The following is a 16,020-nucleotide window of genomic DNA, read 5'->3' on the forward strand; positions in this document are numbered from 1 at the left end:
CCGGTTTCCAGCAGGCGCTAAGCGTCACGCTCCATGATCCACTCGACCTCGGGGGCCGGGACGAACCGCCATTTTCGCAGCGGCCCGGCCATGACGTTCAGGTAGTACATCTCGAACCCATAGGGCGCGCCGCAGGGGTGGTGGCCGCGCGGGACGGTCACGACGTCGCCATCAGACACCGCCATCGTTTCATCCAACTGGCCGTCATCGGTATAGACCCGCTGGATGCCGAAGCCGTTGGACGGGTTCAGGCGGTGGTAATAGGTCTCTTCCAGATAGGTGATCCGGGGATAATCGTCCTCGTCGTGGCGGTGACTGGGATAGGACGACCAGTGGCCATTTGGCGTGAAGACCTCGGTCACCAGCAGGCTGTCGGCGAAGTCCTCCGCCTCCATCGCTATGTTGTTGATATAGCGCGTGTTCACGCCCTTGCCGCGTTCGGTCAAGGTTATTCCATCAGGGCCAATACGCCGCGCCGCATGACCGCTTTTGCCCGGTGCCGAACAGACAGCGATGACACAATCGGTTTCTGCCACCGCTTCCCATTCGGTTCCGTTCGGCAGGTACAGGCAATGCGGTGGCGTCTTCTCGAACACGTTCATCCGGTCACCCAGAACACCCCAATCCTGCCCGGCCCCGGTGATCTGTGCCTTCCCCTCGACCATGACCAGAATGACCTCACGATCACCGGTGGCCTCAAACGCCGTGTCACCGGCCCGCAAGTGATAGAGACCAAACCCGACATACCGCCACCCGGCGCTGGCCGGGGTGATATCGTGGACCTTGCCGCGCGTGCCGAAGGGTTTCTTGAGCAGATCTGCCATTTTGTTCTCCTTGCGGGCAGCCATTCGGGCCGCCCGATTGTTGTTTCAGGCAGCTTGCCTTTGGTTCAGGGCCGAAAGAACCTTGGACAGTTGCGCCTCGGTCCAGCCTTCCGCAACAGCGCGGCGCAGTATGTCCGCCTGGCTTTCAGGCGCGTTGCCCCCGACCGGAGGGTCCGTGTCCAGATTGGTAGGGAAAGGATAACCCTCAGCCGTGGCCGCAATCGCGGCCTCCAACTGCGCAGCGTCCAACGCCCCGCGCTGCTTCAAGGCGACCAGTGACGGGAACACTGCCAGCGACATCGCCTGACGATCCACCGCCTCCATCGCACGCCCGAAGGGAGATGAGATTTGCAGCAGGTTCGCCATGCGGTGAATGTTGGTGCTGCTGTTCTCGCCCGCCGCATGGAACAGGGCCGGGTTGAAGAACACCGCGTCGCCCTTTTCCAGTGGGAGCTGGATATAGCTGTCCTCGAAATGCGCCCGGTGGGCCTCATCATGGAAAGCCAGGTAGCCCGGCGGGTAGAGCTGCGAGAACGGTAGCAGCTTGGTCGGACCGCTTTCTACCGGCATGTCGCAATGCGCAACTGCGCCCTGCAGCGTCAGCGAGGCTGTTACCAGATGCGCATGGGCCGGGTATCGGGCTGCACTGTCCGCGCTTTGAAACCCCAGGTGATAGTCCCGATGCGCCTGTTGCGCCTTGCCACCGGGGCGCACCTGATTGATCTGCGCCGTCACCTGATAGTTCGGTCCAAGCCATGCTTCACAAGCCGCCGAGATCGCCGTGTTCCCGAAATAGAGCGCAAAGCCTTCGGGGTCGCGCAGGCATTGTTTTTGCAACGCGTTCCAAATCCGGTCATTCGCGCCTGAGGCGGCGAAATGATCACCCTCACCCGCCCCGCTTAGGCGTTCTTGCTCGATAATCTGACGGAACACATCCGTCGCCCGATCAATGATCGAGGTGTCCGGATATGCCCCTTTCAAAGCGATCACACCAGCGGATTTGTCCAGAACCCAGCCCCACTCCGCCAGCAAAGCCCGGCGTGTATCAGGCTGTTCCAACATCTGACGCAGCGCCTGCATGTCATAGACGGGCACGTTCTTTTCGACGGAGGCCGCAAAAGGCACCGTTTCAGCCAAGAGGTTCTGAGCGGTCAACACCTTGAATTCATCCAGACCACAGGATTCCCGGTCGAAATAGCCGACATATCCAAGCTGTTGAGTCACCATGACAGTCTCCTTTCTCATGGCTTTTGGTGTTGCCCTTTGGGGCTGGGTGTTACGCCGTGATCTCCAATCCCGCCCGTGTGCAAACCTCGACAATGTGGTCGTAGCCCATCTTGGAATATTCATAGGGCGGTGCCTTGGCCGGGTCCTGTTCGGCCTCGACCACGATCCAGCCGTCGTAATCCATCGCTTTCAGCGCGTTTGCGACCGCCTGAAAGTCGATGCAACCATCGCTTGGAACGGTGAAAGCGCCGCCGACCACCGCATCCAGGAAAGAATGGTCATTCTCGCGAGTTGTCTGCACGATCTGAGGGCGGATGTCCTTGAAATGCACATGATGCACCCGGTCGCCCCAGCGGTTCAGGGTTGCCATCACATCGCCGCCGCCAAACAGCAGATGGCCAGTGTCAAAGCACAGGTTCACCTCGGGGCCCGATCCCTCCATCAGCCAGTTCACGTCATCCTCGCTTTCGATGATCGTGCCCATGTGGTGGTGATAGGCCATCGGCATCCCCTGATCGGCCATCCATTTCGCCAATTCGGTGATCTTGGCTGCGTAGGCCTTGACCTCATCCTTCGACAGTTTCGGACGGTGATTGACCGGCGTGCCCATCTGCCCCTGCACGGTGTTCGAGCATTCGGCATAGACAATGCACGGGCTGTTCAGCGCCACGAATTGCTCGACCTGTTCGCGCACCGCCTCACGTTCGGTCGCGAAGTCGTTGACCAGCGACGCACCGGAACACCAACCGCCGCACAGGGCGATGTCGTTGCCGTCGAGATAGGCGCGCAAACCTTGGGTATCGCCGGGCATCCGCTGGCCGCGCTCGACGCCTGTATAACCAATCTCTCTGGCCTCTTTCAGCGCCTGTTCCATGGTATAGGCTGCCGTAAGGTCGGGCAGATCGTCATTCTGCCAGGCAATCGGAGAGATACCGATCTTCACGCTCATTTCGTATTTCTTTCCTTGATCGCAACTTCATAGGCCGCGCGTTTTTCGTTGACTTCGGGGCGGATTGAGACCTCGGGCACCGCAACCTCCCACCAGGTACCGCCGTATTCGGTGGACGGGTACGGATCGGTGTCGATGACCACCACATAAGGCCCTTTGATGTCGGCACGCTTGGCCAAAGCCTCTTCCAAGTCAGCAATCGAGCTGACCTTGACCGAGGTCGCCCCCATCGCCGCCGCGTGGGCGGTAAAATCAATAGCCGACGGTGTCTCATGCACCGCGTGATCCAGCAGATTGTTAAACTCGGCCCCGCCGGTGCCCATCTGCAAGCGGTTAATACAGCCAAAGCCCCGGTTGTCGGTGATGACAACAGTGAAAGACACGCCCATCATCGCGGCAGAGGCCATTTCCGAGTTCGCCATCATATAGGTGCCGTCGCCGGTAAAGCAGATCACGTCCCGTTCGGGCTGGGCCATTTTGATACCCATCGCACCTGCGATCTCATACCCCATGCAGCTGAACCCGTATTCCATGTGATAGGCGCCGGGGCGTGGGGCCTTCCACAGCTTGTGCAACTCACCGGGCATTGTTCCGGCGGCGCACATTACAACCGTGTCGTTGTGCGAGGCCCGCTGAACCGCGCCAATCACCTGCATGTCGGTAGGCAGAGCATTCCCGTCGCCGGGCGCGTCGGTCAGCTTGTCGACCTTGCCGAACCAATCGGCTTTCAGGGTATCGGCCACTGGATCGGCGCTGTAGCCCTGCAAGCCTGCGCCCAGCTCTTGCAAGCCCACGCGTGCGTCGGATTGCAATGGCATTGCTCCGTGCTTTTCGGCGTCATAGGCTGCGGTGTTCAGGCAGATCATCTCGCGTTCGGGGTTCGAAAACAGGCCCCATGACCCGGTGGTGAAATCCTGCAACCGCGTACCAACCGCAAGAACCAGATCAGCCTCGGCGCAGACATCATTGGCCGGTTCTCCACCGGTGACGCCAATGGGCCCCAGATTCAATGGATGGTCCCAGGCCAAGGCCGATTTGCCCGCCTGCGTTTCAGCGACGGGGATGTTGTGGGTTTCAACAAAGCTTTGCAGCGCATCGGTCGCGCCCGAGTAATGCACCCCGCCTCCGGCTACGATGACCGGGCGCTTCGCCGCCTTGATCGCGGCAACGGCGCGGGCCAGTTCGCCCTCGTCCGGGCGGATGCGGCGCTGATACCAGACGCGGGGCTCAAAGAAGCTTTCGGGGTAGTCGTAGGCCTCGGCCTGCACGTCCTGGCAGAAGGCCAGCGTCACCGGACCGCAATCTGCCGGGTCGGTCATGGTACGGAAGGCGCGCGGTAGCGCGGTCAACAGGTGTTCGGGGCGCGAGATACGGTCATAGTAGCGGCTGACCGGGCGGAAACAGTCATTGGCGCTGACCGTGCCGTCGCCAAAATTCTCGATCTGCTGCAGCACCGGGTCCGGACCGCGCGAGGCAAACACATCGCCGGGGATGATCAGTACCGGCAGTCGGTTCGCATGAGCCAATGCCGCCGCTGTCACCATATTCGTGGCCCCCGGCCCGATGGATGAGGTCACGGCCATCGCCCGCGTGCGGCGCATCTGCTTGGCATAGGCAATCGCGCAATGGGCCATGGTCTGTTCGTTGTGACCACGATAGGTCGGCAGGCTGTCCTTGACGGCGTGCAAAGCCTCACCCAGACCCGCCACGTTGCCATGGCCGAAAATGGCCCAGACTCCGGCGATATAGGGCTCTCCGGCCTCATTCATCTGCGCCCCGAGATAGCGCACCAGAGCTTGCGCCGCGGTCAGTCGGACTGTCTTGCTCATCATGATCCCTTTCAACACGAAGCCGCCATGGGCTTTAGGTCGGTTTTCACATTTCTGAAGGTTCCAGGCCACCCAATCTGACCTGTGATTTTAGTGTGGCCTTGCACCACTGAATGATCGGGCACCCCGCATGTCTGCGGGGCACCGGTGTTTTAAACGGTCCCGCCCAACGAACCTTCCAGTTCGGCCAGTTCCTGACCGCCAGCCATGAGGTCCTGAAGCTCCTCAGGCGTGATCTCACCCCGCTTTGCGGTGCCCAGCGTCTGCCCCCGGTTCAACACGGTAAAGCGGTCGCCCACCGCCAACGCGTGGCGGACGTTGTGGCTGATGAACACGACGCCCACGCCCTGACTGCGCACCTTGTCGATCGTCGCCAGCACGTTCGAGGTCTGACGCACCCCAAGGGCGGAGGTCGGCTCGTCCAAAATCAGGATCTTCGCACCGAAATGCACGGCGCGGGCAATCGCAACGGTCTGACGTTCCCCGCCTGACAGGGTGCCGACGGCCTGATCCGGGCCACGTAGGTTGATGCCCATCTTGCGCATCTCTTCCATGGTGATCTCGTCCGCCAGTTTCTTGTCGAAGAAGTTGATACCGGCCACTTTGCGCGTCGGCTCATTGCCCATGAAGAAGTTGCGGCTGACGCTCATCAACGGGATCATGGCCAGATGCTGGTGCACCGTGGCGATACCCGCTGAAATGGCGTCACGCGGGTCTTCGAAATGCATCGGCCTGTCTTCGAAGAAAATCTCGCCCGCGGTGGGTTTGTGCACACCGGACATGGTTTTGATGAAGGTCGACTTACCTGCGCCGTTATCTCCCAGTAGGCAATGGCATTCCCCCGGTTTCAGGTCGAAACTGACGCCAGCCAGCGCGATCACCGAACCAAAGTGTTTCTGGATGTCGACCATACGGATGATCGGCTTTTGCTCTTGCGAGTCGCCGTGGTGGAATTTGGTGTCTTCGGTCATCTCAGCGTTCTCCTGTGATGATGCGACGAATATAGGTGTTCAGGATCACCGCACCCAGCAGGATCACACCCAGAAACACCCGGAACAGAGAGCTTTCGACGCCTGCAAAGAACAGCCCCTGCTGCACCACACCAAAGATCAGCGCACCCAGCGCCGCGCCCAGAACCGAGCCATAGCCGCCGGTCAGCAACGCGCCACCAATGACCACGGCGATGATTGCCTCGAACTCTTTCAGCAGACCACGATCCGCCCCGGCCGAACCGAATTCCATGACCTGACAGGTCGCAAAGACGGTGGCGCAAAAGGCGGTGAACATGAACATCAGGATTTTCACCTTGTTCACGGGCACACCCGAGTTTCGCGCGGCCTCGGCATCGCCACCGGCCGCAAAGATCCAGTTGCCAAACTTGGTTTTGGTCAGCAGCACATGGCCAAAGATAATGATGACAATCGCCCAGACGATCAGCATGGGGATACCGTCAACAACAGGTTGACCGGCGCGCGTACCGCGTTCGAACGTGGCGATAATGCCGTTATCGCCCAGCCAGACGAACAGCCCCTGCAGAACTTTCCCGCCAAAAATCGGGGCCAGCCAGTCGCCCTCTGCCGCGTCGCGGATACCGCCGATAATGGTCTTGTTCTCGAAGGTTTGCGGCAGATAGATGGTAAAGCCCCGCAGCACGAACAGCGCCGCCAGCGTCACGATAAAGCTGGGCAGCCCGGTGCGGATCACGATCCAGCCGTTAAAGGCACCGATCAGCATGCACAGAATGAAAGTCACAATGATCGAGATCCAGGCGGGCCAGCCCAGGATCACCAGAAAGATGGCAATCATCATGCCCGAAAAGCCGATCATCGAGCCGACGGACAGGTCGAATTCACCCGCGATCATCAGTAGGCACGCGCCAACAGCGATAATCATGAACTGAGCGGACACGGTGCCCCAGTTCATCACGCCCTGCGCGTTGAACATGCCGGAATCGGCGGCGAATAGAAGAAAGAAGGTAAAGACTGCGACGGTTCCAACGATCCCGCCCAGCTCGGGGCGGATCAGCCAGCGGCGCAGCGCGGACATTTCCTTGACGCGTTCGTCAGCGACTTGGGTGGTGGACATGGGGTGCCTCCACGATTTGAAAGGTGCGGATTGAAGTCAGGCGGGTGGCGCGCCCTGGCGCCACCCGGTTGGGATCAGCGGTATTCGCCCGCGTGTTCCTCGACTTTTTCAAGGGCGTCTGCGGTCACAAAACCAGGGCCCGAGTTGATGTTGTTGCCCGGCAGAACGCCATAGCGATGGTAGTTGGTCAGGATCACGACCGGCAGATAGGCCTGCAGGAAGGGCTGCTGGTCGATGCCCCACTGAATGGTGCCGTCCTTGATGCCTTTGACGATTTCCTCACCCAGATCGAAGGTGCCGAAATAGATGTCACCGGCCATGCCGTTTTCCTTCAGTGCCGCCACGGTGGGATCAGCCGACACCGGACCCAGAGTCAGGATGCCATCGGTATCCGGATTCGCGGACAGATAGGCCAGAACCTTGTTCTTGATTTCCGCCGGGTCGGTGCCGCTGTCCAGCATCGCATCGCCCAGTTCAACACCCAGACCATCGGCAAAACCGCGGCAACGCTCACCCACCGTGGGCTGCTGGATCGCGTGGTTCACGCACAGGAATTTGGTAACGCCGTCACCTTTCGCGCGCTGACCGGCGGCAAGACCGGCGTCATATTCGGGCTGGCCGACATACATCAACGCGCCAACCTCGCGCGCCTGATCCGGCGTGCCGGTGTTCATGATGATAACGTCGATGCCCGAGTCCACGGCAGATGTGATCGGACCTTTCAACACGTCATAATCGGCCAGAGTGGTGATGATCCCGTTCGGCCCCGAGGCTGCCGCCTGATCGATGATCCGCGCCATGTCGGCGATGTCGCCGGTGGGCGGGTTGCGATACTCGACCTCGACACCCATCTGATCACCCGCCAGCGCGATGCCGTTCTTGATCGTGTTCCACCAGCTGTCGCTGTCCGGGGCATGGCTGACCAGGATGTACTTTTCGCCTTCCGCCGCAGCGCCCGTGGCCGCCGCAACCGCCACAGCACTGGCCATCAGCACTCGTTTCACAAACTTGTTCATTTGGTTTCCTCCCATAAAAACCGTCTGTTTTTGTCCTGGGCTATCCGCCCCATTCACTCGGTCGGACCGAATCTGTCGTAGCCGGAAGTGGTACCGAGCCGTTTTCAGTTTGAAGAAATTCGCTCATTTTGCAACCGGTTTCAAAATTTCCGCCATTTGGACGGGTGCGCCCGACCGTGCGGATTGCGTTGCCGCTTCGGCCATGGCCAGCGCGGTGACACCGTCGTCCAGGGTCACCGGAACCGCCGCGCCCGACGTTGCGGCCTGGACAAATGCATCCCATTCGGCCCGATACGCAGGCATATAGCGTTCAAGGAAAAAGTAGGTAGGCTTGGCCCCGACAACACCGTCCGCCGTCGATTTGATCACCGTGTTTTCCAGCATGTTCTGGGCCTGCAGCAGTCCCTTTGATCCCAGCATTTCGACCCGTTGGTCATAACCATATGCCGCACGGCGCGAGTTCTTGATGACCGCGATCCGACCATCGGCGTAAGTCATTGTGACAACAGCGGTATCAACATCCCCGGCCTGCCCGATCTCAGGGTCCACGACCGAGGACCCGACGGCGGAAATAGACGTAGGGATTTCCCCCATCAGATAGTTCGCCATGTCAAAATCGTGGATCATCATGTCGCGGAACAGCCCGCCCGAAACCTTGATGTAGCTGACCGGCGGGGGTGCAGGATCGAATGAGGTGATCGACAACAGCTCAGCCTTGCCAATCTCACCTGCGTCGGCAGCGGCCTTCATCGCGGAAAAGTTGGGATCAAACCGGCGGTTGAACCCAATCATGACAGGTGGCTTGCGCCCGGCCACAACAGTCTGGCAGTCAAGCGCCCGCTGCAGGTCCAGATCGACCGGCTTTTCGCACAAAACCGCCTTGCCTGCCTGCGTTGCAGCCTCGATCAGGTCCGAATGCGTGTCGGTCGGCGTTGCGATCAGTACCGCATCAATATCCGGGTTATCGATAATTTCGTCCGAGCTTTGCACCTGCGCGCCATGCGCCTCGGCAAGTTGCGTCGCGGCTTCGGCCATTGCGTCCGACACCGCACATAGCTTGCTTTCCGAATGCAACGTAATGGCTTGCGCGTGGACACGTCCGATACGACCAGCACCAAGCAGCCCGACCTTCAGCATGTAATTCTCCCGAATCTTACTTGGCGTCACAATGTTGCTCTTTGCAACCGGTTGCAAGATTTTTTTTCGGGATGCCACGAGGAAACAGGCAAACACAGGCCAAGCGCCTTTTGACGGATGGGAATCACCCGTCGGACTCACGCCTAAGGTTGGCCCTGTTTTGATCAAAGGCCCCGAAAATCGCTCGAATTTTGTGGGAAATCGCAGAAAATCCGACCAGAAAAGGCGATCCGTACGGGAATCCCCCAATATCCGCGGCCCGAGACTTGGGCTAATTTGAGGTCAGCGGATTACACTACCACTCAGTAACCCCTTACGAGGGGCTGGCCTGACCCCCTCACCCAGCCCCTCACCCTCCCCCAAGGCCAAAAGAAAATGGCGCGTTTGAAACAAACGCGCCAAGTGTCTTGGGGAGAACTTTAAAAAAACTCACGTCATAAAACCAACTGACGCCAACTCATCAATAGGGTCACTTTGACTGATTCTGTGGGGCCGGTCAGTGACCCGGATCACACAAACGAGATTTCGCGCGCGATGGGTCGGTTGCATCGGTTGGAAATGGCGATCCCTGAAGGACTCGAACCCTCAACCTGCTGATTAGAAGTCAGCTGCTCTATCCAGTTGAGCTAAGGGACCGCTGCGCCCTTCTTGCGGTTTTTACGGGCGGGGTTCAAGGCCCAAGCGCATGAAGGCGCTGTTGGGATCATCCTCATAGCCGTAGATCGGGCCGCAATAGGAATATCCCAATGCTTCGTACAGTTTGCGGGCGCCGTCATATTCCGGCAAATGCGCCGCGCCGGTTTCCAGAACCAGCGCGGATAACCCTTCCGACCGGGCGTGTTCCGCAAGATGATCCATCATCGCGCGCGCAAGCCCGCGTCCGCGCGCTTGTGACAGGATGTGCACCGATTTCACCTCGGCCGTTTGGTCCGGCAACAGCTTCAGCGCCCCGCATCCCACCGGTTGATCGCCGTCATAAACGGCCCAAAACCGGATCCCCGACCCGGACAGCGCATCGGCATCCATTGTATGATTGCTTTCCGCAGGGCCAGCCGTTTGGCTATGGGCAAAATGCGCCTCGACCACCGGGCGCAAAGCGTCCGATGTGGGGTCGGCCTGACGAATGTCGATCACTCAGTGCGTCCAGGGGCCGCGCCGGTCGGTGGCGAAGTTCTCGCCATAGCCCCGGGCGCGCAGGTTGGGTTTGCGCTTATGCGGCTCGCTGACCTGCGCCTCGATACCGTTATCCTTGGCGTATTCCAGCGCCTCTTCCTTGGTATCGAATTTCAGCCGAACCTGAGTCTGCGTGTCATTGGACGAGGTCCAGCCCATCAGCGGATCAACCTCGCGCGCCGAGGCGGGGGCATATTCCAGAACCCATTTGCGGGTCTTTGCCATGCCCGAGGTCATCGCATTTCTTGAAGGCTGGTAAATCCGTGCGCGCATGTCGCCTCTCCGTCCTCACTTGGCTGATCATGTTTATGCGCCACGCGAGCGGCGCGGACAAGTCCGCAATTGTCGCGGGTTTCAGCGATCCGACTGATGCCAGAAACTGTCATCAACGTGGCCTAAAAAGGGTTCAGCTCATGATGAGGATTGCAACTTGATCCACCACGAAAGAACCCTTGAAATCGATGCCCGGCCCGAGGCCAACCGGGCCGTTCTAAGCCGGTTTATGAACACTGACGAATTTCCGCCACAGGTGCAATCGGATCAAATCCCGGACGGTGGGCTTGCGTATTACTGAAAGGCGTTTTCAAAAACCAGATCAGGACTTGCAGTTGGACAAAATAAGAACAAATGTAAGGGCCTGACCTGGAGCCTGCCCATGCCCTATGCCCATTCCGACAAGACCCAACTGACCGCCGAAGACGTCCGCGCGCGCCTTAAACTGGAAGGCGGCAAACAGTTCGTAATGCATACCGAATTTGCCCCTGCAGGCGATCAGCCGACCGCGATCAGGGAACTGGCCGGCGGCGTTCTCGACGGCGAGCGCGATCAGGTCCTGCTGGGCGCGACCGGGACGGGCAAGACCTTCACCATGGCCAAGGTGATCGAGGAAACCCAGCGCCCCGCCATCATCCTTGCCCCCAACAAGACGCTGGCGGCGCAGCTATATGGTGAGTTCAAGGGCTTCTTCCCCGAAAACTCGGTGGAATATTTCGTGTCCTACTACGATTACTACCAGCCCGAGGCCTATGTGCCGCGCAGCGACACGTACATAGAAAAAGAATCCCAGATCAACGAACAGATCGACCGGATGCGCCACTCGGCCACGCGGGCGCTGTTGGAGCGCGATGATGTGATCATCGTGGCCTCGGTCTCGTGCATCTACGGCATTGGCTCGGTCGAGACCTACGGGGCGATGACGCAGGACCTTAAGGTTGGCAACGAGTACGATCAGCGGCAGGTGATGGCCGATCTGGTGGCGCAGCAATACCGGCGCAATGATCAGGCGTTTCAGCGTGGCTCGTTCCGGGTGCGGGGTGACTCGCTGGAAATCTGGCCCGCCCACCTTGAGGACCGCGCCTGGAAACTGTCCTTCTTTGGTGAGGAACTGGAACAGATCACCGAGTTCGACCCGCTGACCGGTGAGCGCGCTGCGACGATGGAACAGGTGCGCGTCTATGCGAACTCGCACTACGTGACGCCGAAGCCGACGATGCAGCAGGCGATCATCGGGATCAAAAAGGAACTGCGCATCCGGCTGGACCAACTGGTGGGCGAAGGCAAACTGCTGGAGGCCCAACGTCTGGAGCAGCGCACCAATTTCGATCTGGAAATGCTCGAGGCCACTGGCGTCTGCAACGGGATCGAGAACTATTCGCGCTATCTGACAGGCCGCGCACCGGGCGAACCGCCCCCGACCCTGTTCGAATTCATCCCCGACAATGCCATCGTTTTCGCCGATGAAAGCCATGTCAGCGTTCCGCAAATCGGCGGCATGTACCGGGGCGACTATCGGCGCAAGTTCACGCTGGCCGAACACGGGTTCCGCCTGCCTTCCTGCATGGATAACCGCCCGCTGAAGTTCGAGGAATGGGACGCCATGCGCCCGCAATCCGTCTTTGTCTCGGCCACCCCCGCCAAGTGGGAGATCGAACAGACCGGCGGCGTCTTCACCGAACAGGTGATCCGCCCCACCGGCCTGCTGGACCCCGAGGTAGAAATCCGCCCCGTCTCGATGCAGGTGGACGATCTGCTGGACGAGGTGCGAAAAGTGGCCGCCAACGGCTTCCGCACGCTGGTCACGACGTTGACCAAACGCATGGCCGAGGACCTGACCGAATACCTGCACGAACAGGGCATCAAGGTGCGCTACATGCATTCCGACATCGACACGCTGGAACGCATCGAAATCCTGCGCGACCTGCGGTTAAGCGCGTTTGACGTGCTGGTCGGCATCAACCTGCTGCGCGAGGGGCTCGATATCCCCGAATGCGGTCTGGTTGCCATTCTGGACGCGGATAAAGAGGGGTTCCTACGTTCCGAGACTTCACTGATCCAGACCATCGGCCGCGCTGCGCGAAACGCCGACGGGCGGGTGATCATGTATGCCGACAAGATCACCGGTTCCATGGAACGCGCCTTGGGCGAAACCAACCGCCGCCGCGCCAAACAGCTCGCCTATAACGAGGAACACGGCATCACGCCTGAAACGGTCAAGAAGAATGTCGAAGACGTTCTGGCCGGTCTCTACGAAGGCGACGTCGACATGAACCGCGTCACCGCCACCATCGACAAACCGATGCACGGCGCGAATTTGGAGGCCCATCTGGACGGGTTGCGCGAGCAAATGCGCAAAGCCGCCGAGAACCTGGAGTTCGAAGAGGCCGCCAACATCCGGGATGAGATCAAACGTCTGGAAGCGGTCGATCTGGCCGTCGCCGACGACCCCATGGCGCGCCAGTGGGCGGTTGAGAAGGCCTCGGAGGATGCGGTTAGGTCGCGTGGGCGGTCAACGGCTGGGAGGCCGGGGCAAAGGGGTGGGAATGTGAAGCGGCGGAAGCGGTAGATTTAGTTGGGTAGCTTATGGATAAAGAAACGATCAAAGAAATTGCAGGCGCTTCCACTGAAGTAGCTAAAACAACTTCGAAAGCATTAGATCAAACTTCAGCAGTTGGATCTTTCATTTACAAAGTAGTTGGTGAGCCGATTGAAATCGCGGCTGGCACTTTTTTGACCGACCCGCTTCGCGAGTTCAGAACGCGAAGGTTGGCGAAGCTCAAGGAAAACACTGAAAGAATTTTGTCCGAAAGACAGATTGATGAGACTAGATCAGTGCCTCCAAAATTCGCTGCGCCACTTCTCGAAGATGCGAGTCTAGAAGACGACGATGAATTGCTCGAACTTTGGGCAAATTTGCTAGCAAACGCGATGGACCCTTCTTCCGCCAGTGTAGAGAAGCGTTTTATCAATTGTCTTCAAAATCTCTCTTCTAATGACGCTAAGCTTTTCTCAGAAGTTGTTCAGCGCACCGAAGGGCGGTCTTCCATGATGGTCCTTGATTTACAGAAATCCGGGTTCAATAGATCTGATTTTGAAAATTTGGTTCAATTGGGGGTCTTACAATATCCTCGAGTGCCCGCGGGGACAGCCGATGGTGCAGACTATGAGAACGGAGAAATGGTCTATGTCGAATTGGCATTCGACATACCCGATTTCGAGTACATTGGACTGACATCATTTGGGCAGTCGCTTGCATCGCAGTTGGGTCTCTGATCCATGGTGCTCTGTGGTACTCTGGAATGTTAACGCTCCACACTTCAAGGTTGCAGCCCAACACCCTATCCTCCACGTTTGAAATCACAAATTGTAAGCCCAAACGGTTGCCATGACGAACACCCTGCCCGGCCCGCATGAAGTCCAAAGCGCCATTCACCGGGTGCGCGGCACCCGTGTGGTGCTGGCCGAGAATCTGGCGCGCCTCTGCGGAAAAATCGGTCAGCGCCTTCAACCAGGCCGCCTCGTGCACAACCAACCTCTGTCGTGAAGGCAAATCACCACCCTTGCCCAATGCCCATCGACAGCTAAGTTTCCGTCATGCGTCTTGTTCTGCTCTCGATACTCCTCGCCACCCCAGCCACCGCATGGGAGGCCTCGGTGGGTTCAATCTGCACCCTGTCGCATGACACCGACCAAGCAGATATCTTTCTGACCTACGACCCGTCCCAACCTCTCTACACGCTGACCGTCACGCAAAAGACCGGGGCTTGGACACAGGCCCCATGGTTTGCCATGCGGTTTGAGGGGCCGAACCCGATTGAAATTGCCACCGCGCGCCATGTGTTGTCGGACGGTGCGGCCTCGCTGACCGTCGCGGATACCGGGTTCGGAAATGTGCTGGACGGGTTGGAATATAATCAGACCGCCTACGCATTCACTCAGGACGGGGTGGCCGAGTTTCCGCTGGACGGGGCCGCGCCCCAGGTCCGCATTTTCCGCGACTGCGCCGGGGCTCAATTGTCCTGAGGTGAAGAAATCAGGCCGAACGGATCAGGGGCGCACGAATTTCGCGTTCCCCACAGCGCGTTGTGTTGCCGTGCCGGATGTGGGTGCTTTGTTGGCGCGCACCTGACCTGACTTTTCGCACGAGACACCGTTGCGGTCCGGGTCATAGCGTTCGTGATACCCGGCATAACCTTTGCGGAAGGGACCAAAGCCAAGCTTTGCGGGTGCTTCGCAGCCTGACAGGGCGATGAGGTGCAGGATCGCTCCGTTCCGGTCGAACTCGGACATTCGGATGTAGATGTTCGCCGCGATCAGAGCAGTTGTCAGGGGTAAGGCCACGACCATCAGCCCAATGCGAAAAGGCGACAAAGCCCGCCGCCGCGTCGCATCAGCGCGCAGGTGTCGCTTTGAGGGCTGCGGGTTCAGGTGTTCCTGTTCCTGCGTAGGGCGATCCAAATCCATACCCCGTCTGTATACGCGATTTGTGGCAAAGCCGAGGCGGCGGCGACCCGACGGGCAGGAACTGTGTCCCTCAAACCCGTATCAAATGGTCATCTCTGACGCGACAGCAAGCCGAGTGCGATGCCCAAGGCCGACCCATACCAACCCACGGACGATACAGCGCGCAAGTTGGCGCGCGATCTGGTGGGCAGCGCTAGTTTTGCCGCGCTGTCCTTTCTGCGCCCGGACAACGGCTTGCCATCATCGTCGCGCATTGCATTGGCGACAGATGAGAATGGGCAACCGATCTCGTTGATTTCAACGCTGTCCGATCACACACGTGCTCTGCACGCGAACCCAGCCTGTGCGCTATTGATCGGAGAACCGGCGGACAAGGGCGATCCGCTGACACATCCGTTTCTGACATTGCACGCCACAGCGCAGTTGATCGCCCGAGGCACACCCGATCATGCGGGTCTGCGCCTGCGCTATCTGGAGTTGCGCCCGAAGGCCAAGCTTTATGTCGATTTTGCCGACTTCGGGTTTGTTCGCTTTGACGTCACCGACGGGTTGCTCAACGGCGGGTTCGGAAAAGCCTACCGCCTGAGCCCTGCGGATTTCTAGACGTCATCGGACCACGTGAACCGCGCATTTTGCGTGGCGCACGACATGCGTCGCGGTAGACCCCAACAGCAGGTCCTGCATCCCCGGCCGATGCGATGCCATGATGATCAGATCCGGGCTGTGTGCCTCGGCCCAGTCCAGGATACTGCGGCCCGAATGCCCCTCGATCACCAGCCCTTCGGCATTGGGCAGTTTTGCGGCAAGGTCATCCAGCTCAGTCTGAATGGCCTTGCGCGCTTCGGTCAGATATTCGGCGGGCATGTAGGAAATCGCATAGTTGGGAATATGCTCGACAACATGCAGCAAGGTGACCTTTGCGTCCGATGTTGCCAATAACTCGGCCAGTTTGATCGGGCCGGACGTATCCCGTTCGGTGTCGAAGGAAATGGGGACAAGAATGTTGTGATACATTTTAGGGCCTCCGTTTAACCGCAGTC

General features: G+C 59.2%; 18 protein-coding genes and 1 tRNA gene. 6 read left to right on the plus strand and 13 right to left on the minus strand.

All coding sequences use genetic code 11. The features are described from left to right. Nucleotides 1–17 precede the first annotated feature (17 nt). The 11 genes from iolB to ACR0LW_RS17920 form a co-directional block, all read right to left on the minus strand. Nucleotides 18–824 carry a 5-deoxy-glucuronate isomerase gene (gene iolB / locus ACR0LW_RS17870; RefSeq protein ID WP_480883687.1) on the minus strand — a complete coding sequence of 269 codons (807 nt, stop codon included), beginning with the start codon at nt 822–824 and terminating at the stop codon, nt 18–20. 45 nt (nt 825–869) lie between these two features. Continuing rightward, nucleotides 870–2,051: a phytanoyl-CoA dioxygenase family protein gene (locus ACR0LW_RS17875; protein ID WP_480883689.1), complete on the minus strand. Its 1,182-nt coding sequence runs from the start codon at nt 2,049–2,051 to the stop codon at nt 870–872. Nucleotides 2,052–2,100: 49 nt separating this feature from the next. Further along, nucleotides 2,101–3,000, minus strand: coding sequence for a myo-inosose-2 dehydratase (gene iolE, locus ACR0LW_RS17880; RefSeq protein WP_170622338.1), 900 nt, complete (start codon nt 2,998–3,000; stop codon nt 2,101–2,103). Further along, entirely contained in the window at nt 2,997–4,829 is a 1,833-nt protein-coding gene (iolD, locus tag ACR0LW_RS17885; protein WP_170622337.1) for a 3D-(3,5/4)-trihydroxycyclohexane-1,2-dione acylhydrolase (decyclizing), read from the minus strand. The genes iolE and iolD overlap by 4 nt, the downstream gene beginning before the upstream one ends. A 152-nt stretch (nt 4,830–4,981) precedes the next feature. Beyond that, nucleotides 4,982–5,800 carry an ATP-binding cassette domain-containing protein gene (locus ACR0LW_RS17890; RefSeq protein WP_170452219.1) on the minus strand — a complete coding sequence of 273 codons (819 nt, stop codon included), beginning with the start codon at nt 5,798–5,800 and terminating at the stop codon, nt 4,982–4,984. 1 nt (nt 5,801) lies between these two features. Continuing rightward, nucleotides 5,802–6,914 (minus strand): ABC transporter permease, encoded by a 1,113-nt coding sequence (locus tag ACR0LW_RS17895; RefSeq protein ID WP_170452221.1) that lies wholly within the window; start codon nt 6,912–6,914, stop codon nt 5,802–5,804. Between the two features lie 74 nt (nt 6,915–6,988). Further along, a complete protein-coding gene (locus ACR0LW_RS17900; RefSeq protein WP_170452223.1) occupies nt 6,989–7,930 on the minus strand; it encodes a sugar ABC transporter substrate-binding protein in 942 nt (313 codons plus the stop codon). Between the two features lie 123 nt (nt 7,931–8,053). Next, nucleotides 8,054–9,067 carry an inositol 2-dehydrogenase gene (iolG, locus tag ACR0LW_RS17905; protein ID WP_480883692.1) on the minus strand — a complete coding sequence of 338 codons (1,014 nt, stop codon included), beginning with the start codon at nt 9,065–9,067 and terminating at the stop codon, nt 8,054–8,056. A 559-nt stretch (nt 9,068–9,626) separates the two neighbouring features. Then, a tRNA-Arg gene (locus ACR0LW_RS17910) sits at nt 9,627–9,703 on the minus strand. A gap of 21 nt (nt 9,704–9,724) precedes the next feature. Then, nucleotides 9,725–10,201 carry a GNAT family N-acetyltransferase gene (locus tag ACR0LW_RS17915; RefSeq protein WP_170452227.1) on the minus strand — a complete coding sequence of 159 codons (477 nt, stop codon included), beginning with the start codon at nt 10,199–10,201 and terminating at the stop codon, nt 9,725–9,727. Further along, the gene (locus ACR0LW_RS17920; protein WP_170452229.1) at nt 10,202–10,513 is read right to left on the minus strand and encodes an ETC complex I subunit; all 312 of its coding nucleotides are present in this window, start codon (nt 10,511–10,513) and stop codon (nt 10,202–10,204) included. Between the two features lie 157 nt (nt 10,514–10,670). Here ACR0LW_RS17920 and ACR0LW_RS17925 point away from each other — a divergent pair, with 157 nt between their 5' ends. The 5 genes from ACR0LW_RS17925 to ACR0LW_RS17945 all read left to right on the plus strand — a co-directional run bounded on the left by ACR0LW_RS17925 (nt 10,671) and on the right by ACR0LW_RS17945 (nt 14,539). Continuing rightward, a complete protein-coding gene (locus ACR0LW_RS17925) occupies nt 10,671–10,814 on the plus strand; it encodes a hypothetical protein (protein WP_480883694.1) in 144 nt (47 codons plus the stop codon). Nucleotides 10,815–10,895: 81 nt separating this feature from the next. Then, complete coding sequence (gene uvrB, locus ACR0LW_RS17930; RefSeq protein WP_480883696.1) at nt 10,896–13,082, plus strand: excinuclease ABC subunit UvrB; 2,187 nt, start codon at nt 10,896–10,898, stop codon at nt 13,080–13,082. 17 nt (nt 13,083–13,099) lie between these two features. After that, nucleotides 13,100–13,789 (plus strand): Abi-alpha family protein, encoded by a 690-nt coding sequence (locus tag ACR0LW_RS17935; protein ID WP_480883698.1) that lies wholly within the window; start codon nt 13,100–13,102, stop codon nt 13,787–13,789. A 112-nt stretch (nt 13,790–13,901) separates the two neighbouring features. Further along, complete coding sequence (locus tag ACR0LW_RS17940) at nt 13,902–14,060, plus strand: hypothetical protein (RefSeq protein ID WP_480883700.1); 159 nt, start codon at nt 13,902–13,904, stop codon at nt 14,058–14,060. Between the two features lie 50 nt (nt 14,061–14,110). Next, on the plus strand, nt 14,111–14,539 hold the full coding sequence (locus ACR0LW_RS17945; RefSeq protein ID WP_480883702.1) for an excinuclease ABC subunit B: 429 nt from the start codon (nt 14,111–14,113) through the stop codon (nt 14,537–14,539). 24 nt (nt 14,540–14,563) lie between these two features. Here the strand turns inward: ACR0LW_RS17945 and ACR0LW_RS17950 are convergent, their stop codons facing one another. Next, nucleotides 14,564–14,980, minus strand: coding sequence for an excalibur calcium-binding domain-containing protein (locus ACR0LW_RS17950; RefSeq protein ID WP_480582367.1), 417 nt, complete (start codon nt 14,978–14,980; stop codon nt 14,564–14,566). Between the two features lie 120 nt (nt 14,981–15,100). Here ACR0LW_RS17950 and ACR0LW_RS17955 point away from each other — a divergent pair, with 120 nt between their 5' ends. Beyond that, nucleotides 15,101–15,583 (plus strand): HugZ family pyridoxamine 5'-phosphate oxidase, encoded by a 483-nt coding sequence (locus tag ACR0LW_RS17955; RefSeq protein WP_480883704.1) that lies wholly within the window; start codon nt 15,101–15,103, stop codon nt 15,581–15,583. Between the two features lie 3 nt (nt 15,584–15,586). On the opposite strand, the gene ACR0LW_RS17960 is transcribed toward ACR0LW_RS17955, so the two are convergent. Beyond that, nucleotides 15,587–15,994 carry a universal stress protein gene (locus ACR0LW_RS17960; protein ID WP_480582371.1) on the minus strand — a complete coding sequence of 136 codons (408 nt, stop codon included), beginning with the start codon at nt 15,992–15,994 and terminating at the stop codon, nt 15,587–15,589. Between the last annotated feature and the right edge of the window lie 26 nt (nt 15,995–16,020).

This window comes from Ruegeria sp. N4, from assembly GCF_056531425.1.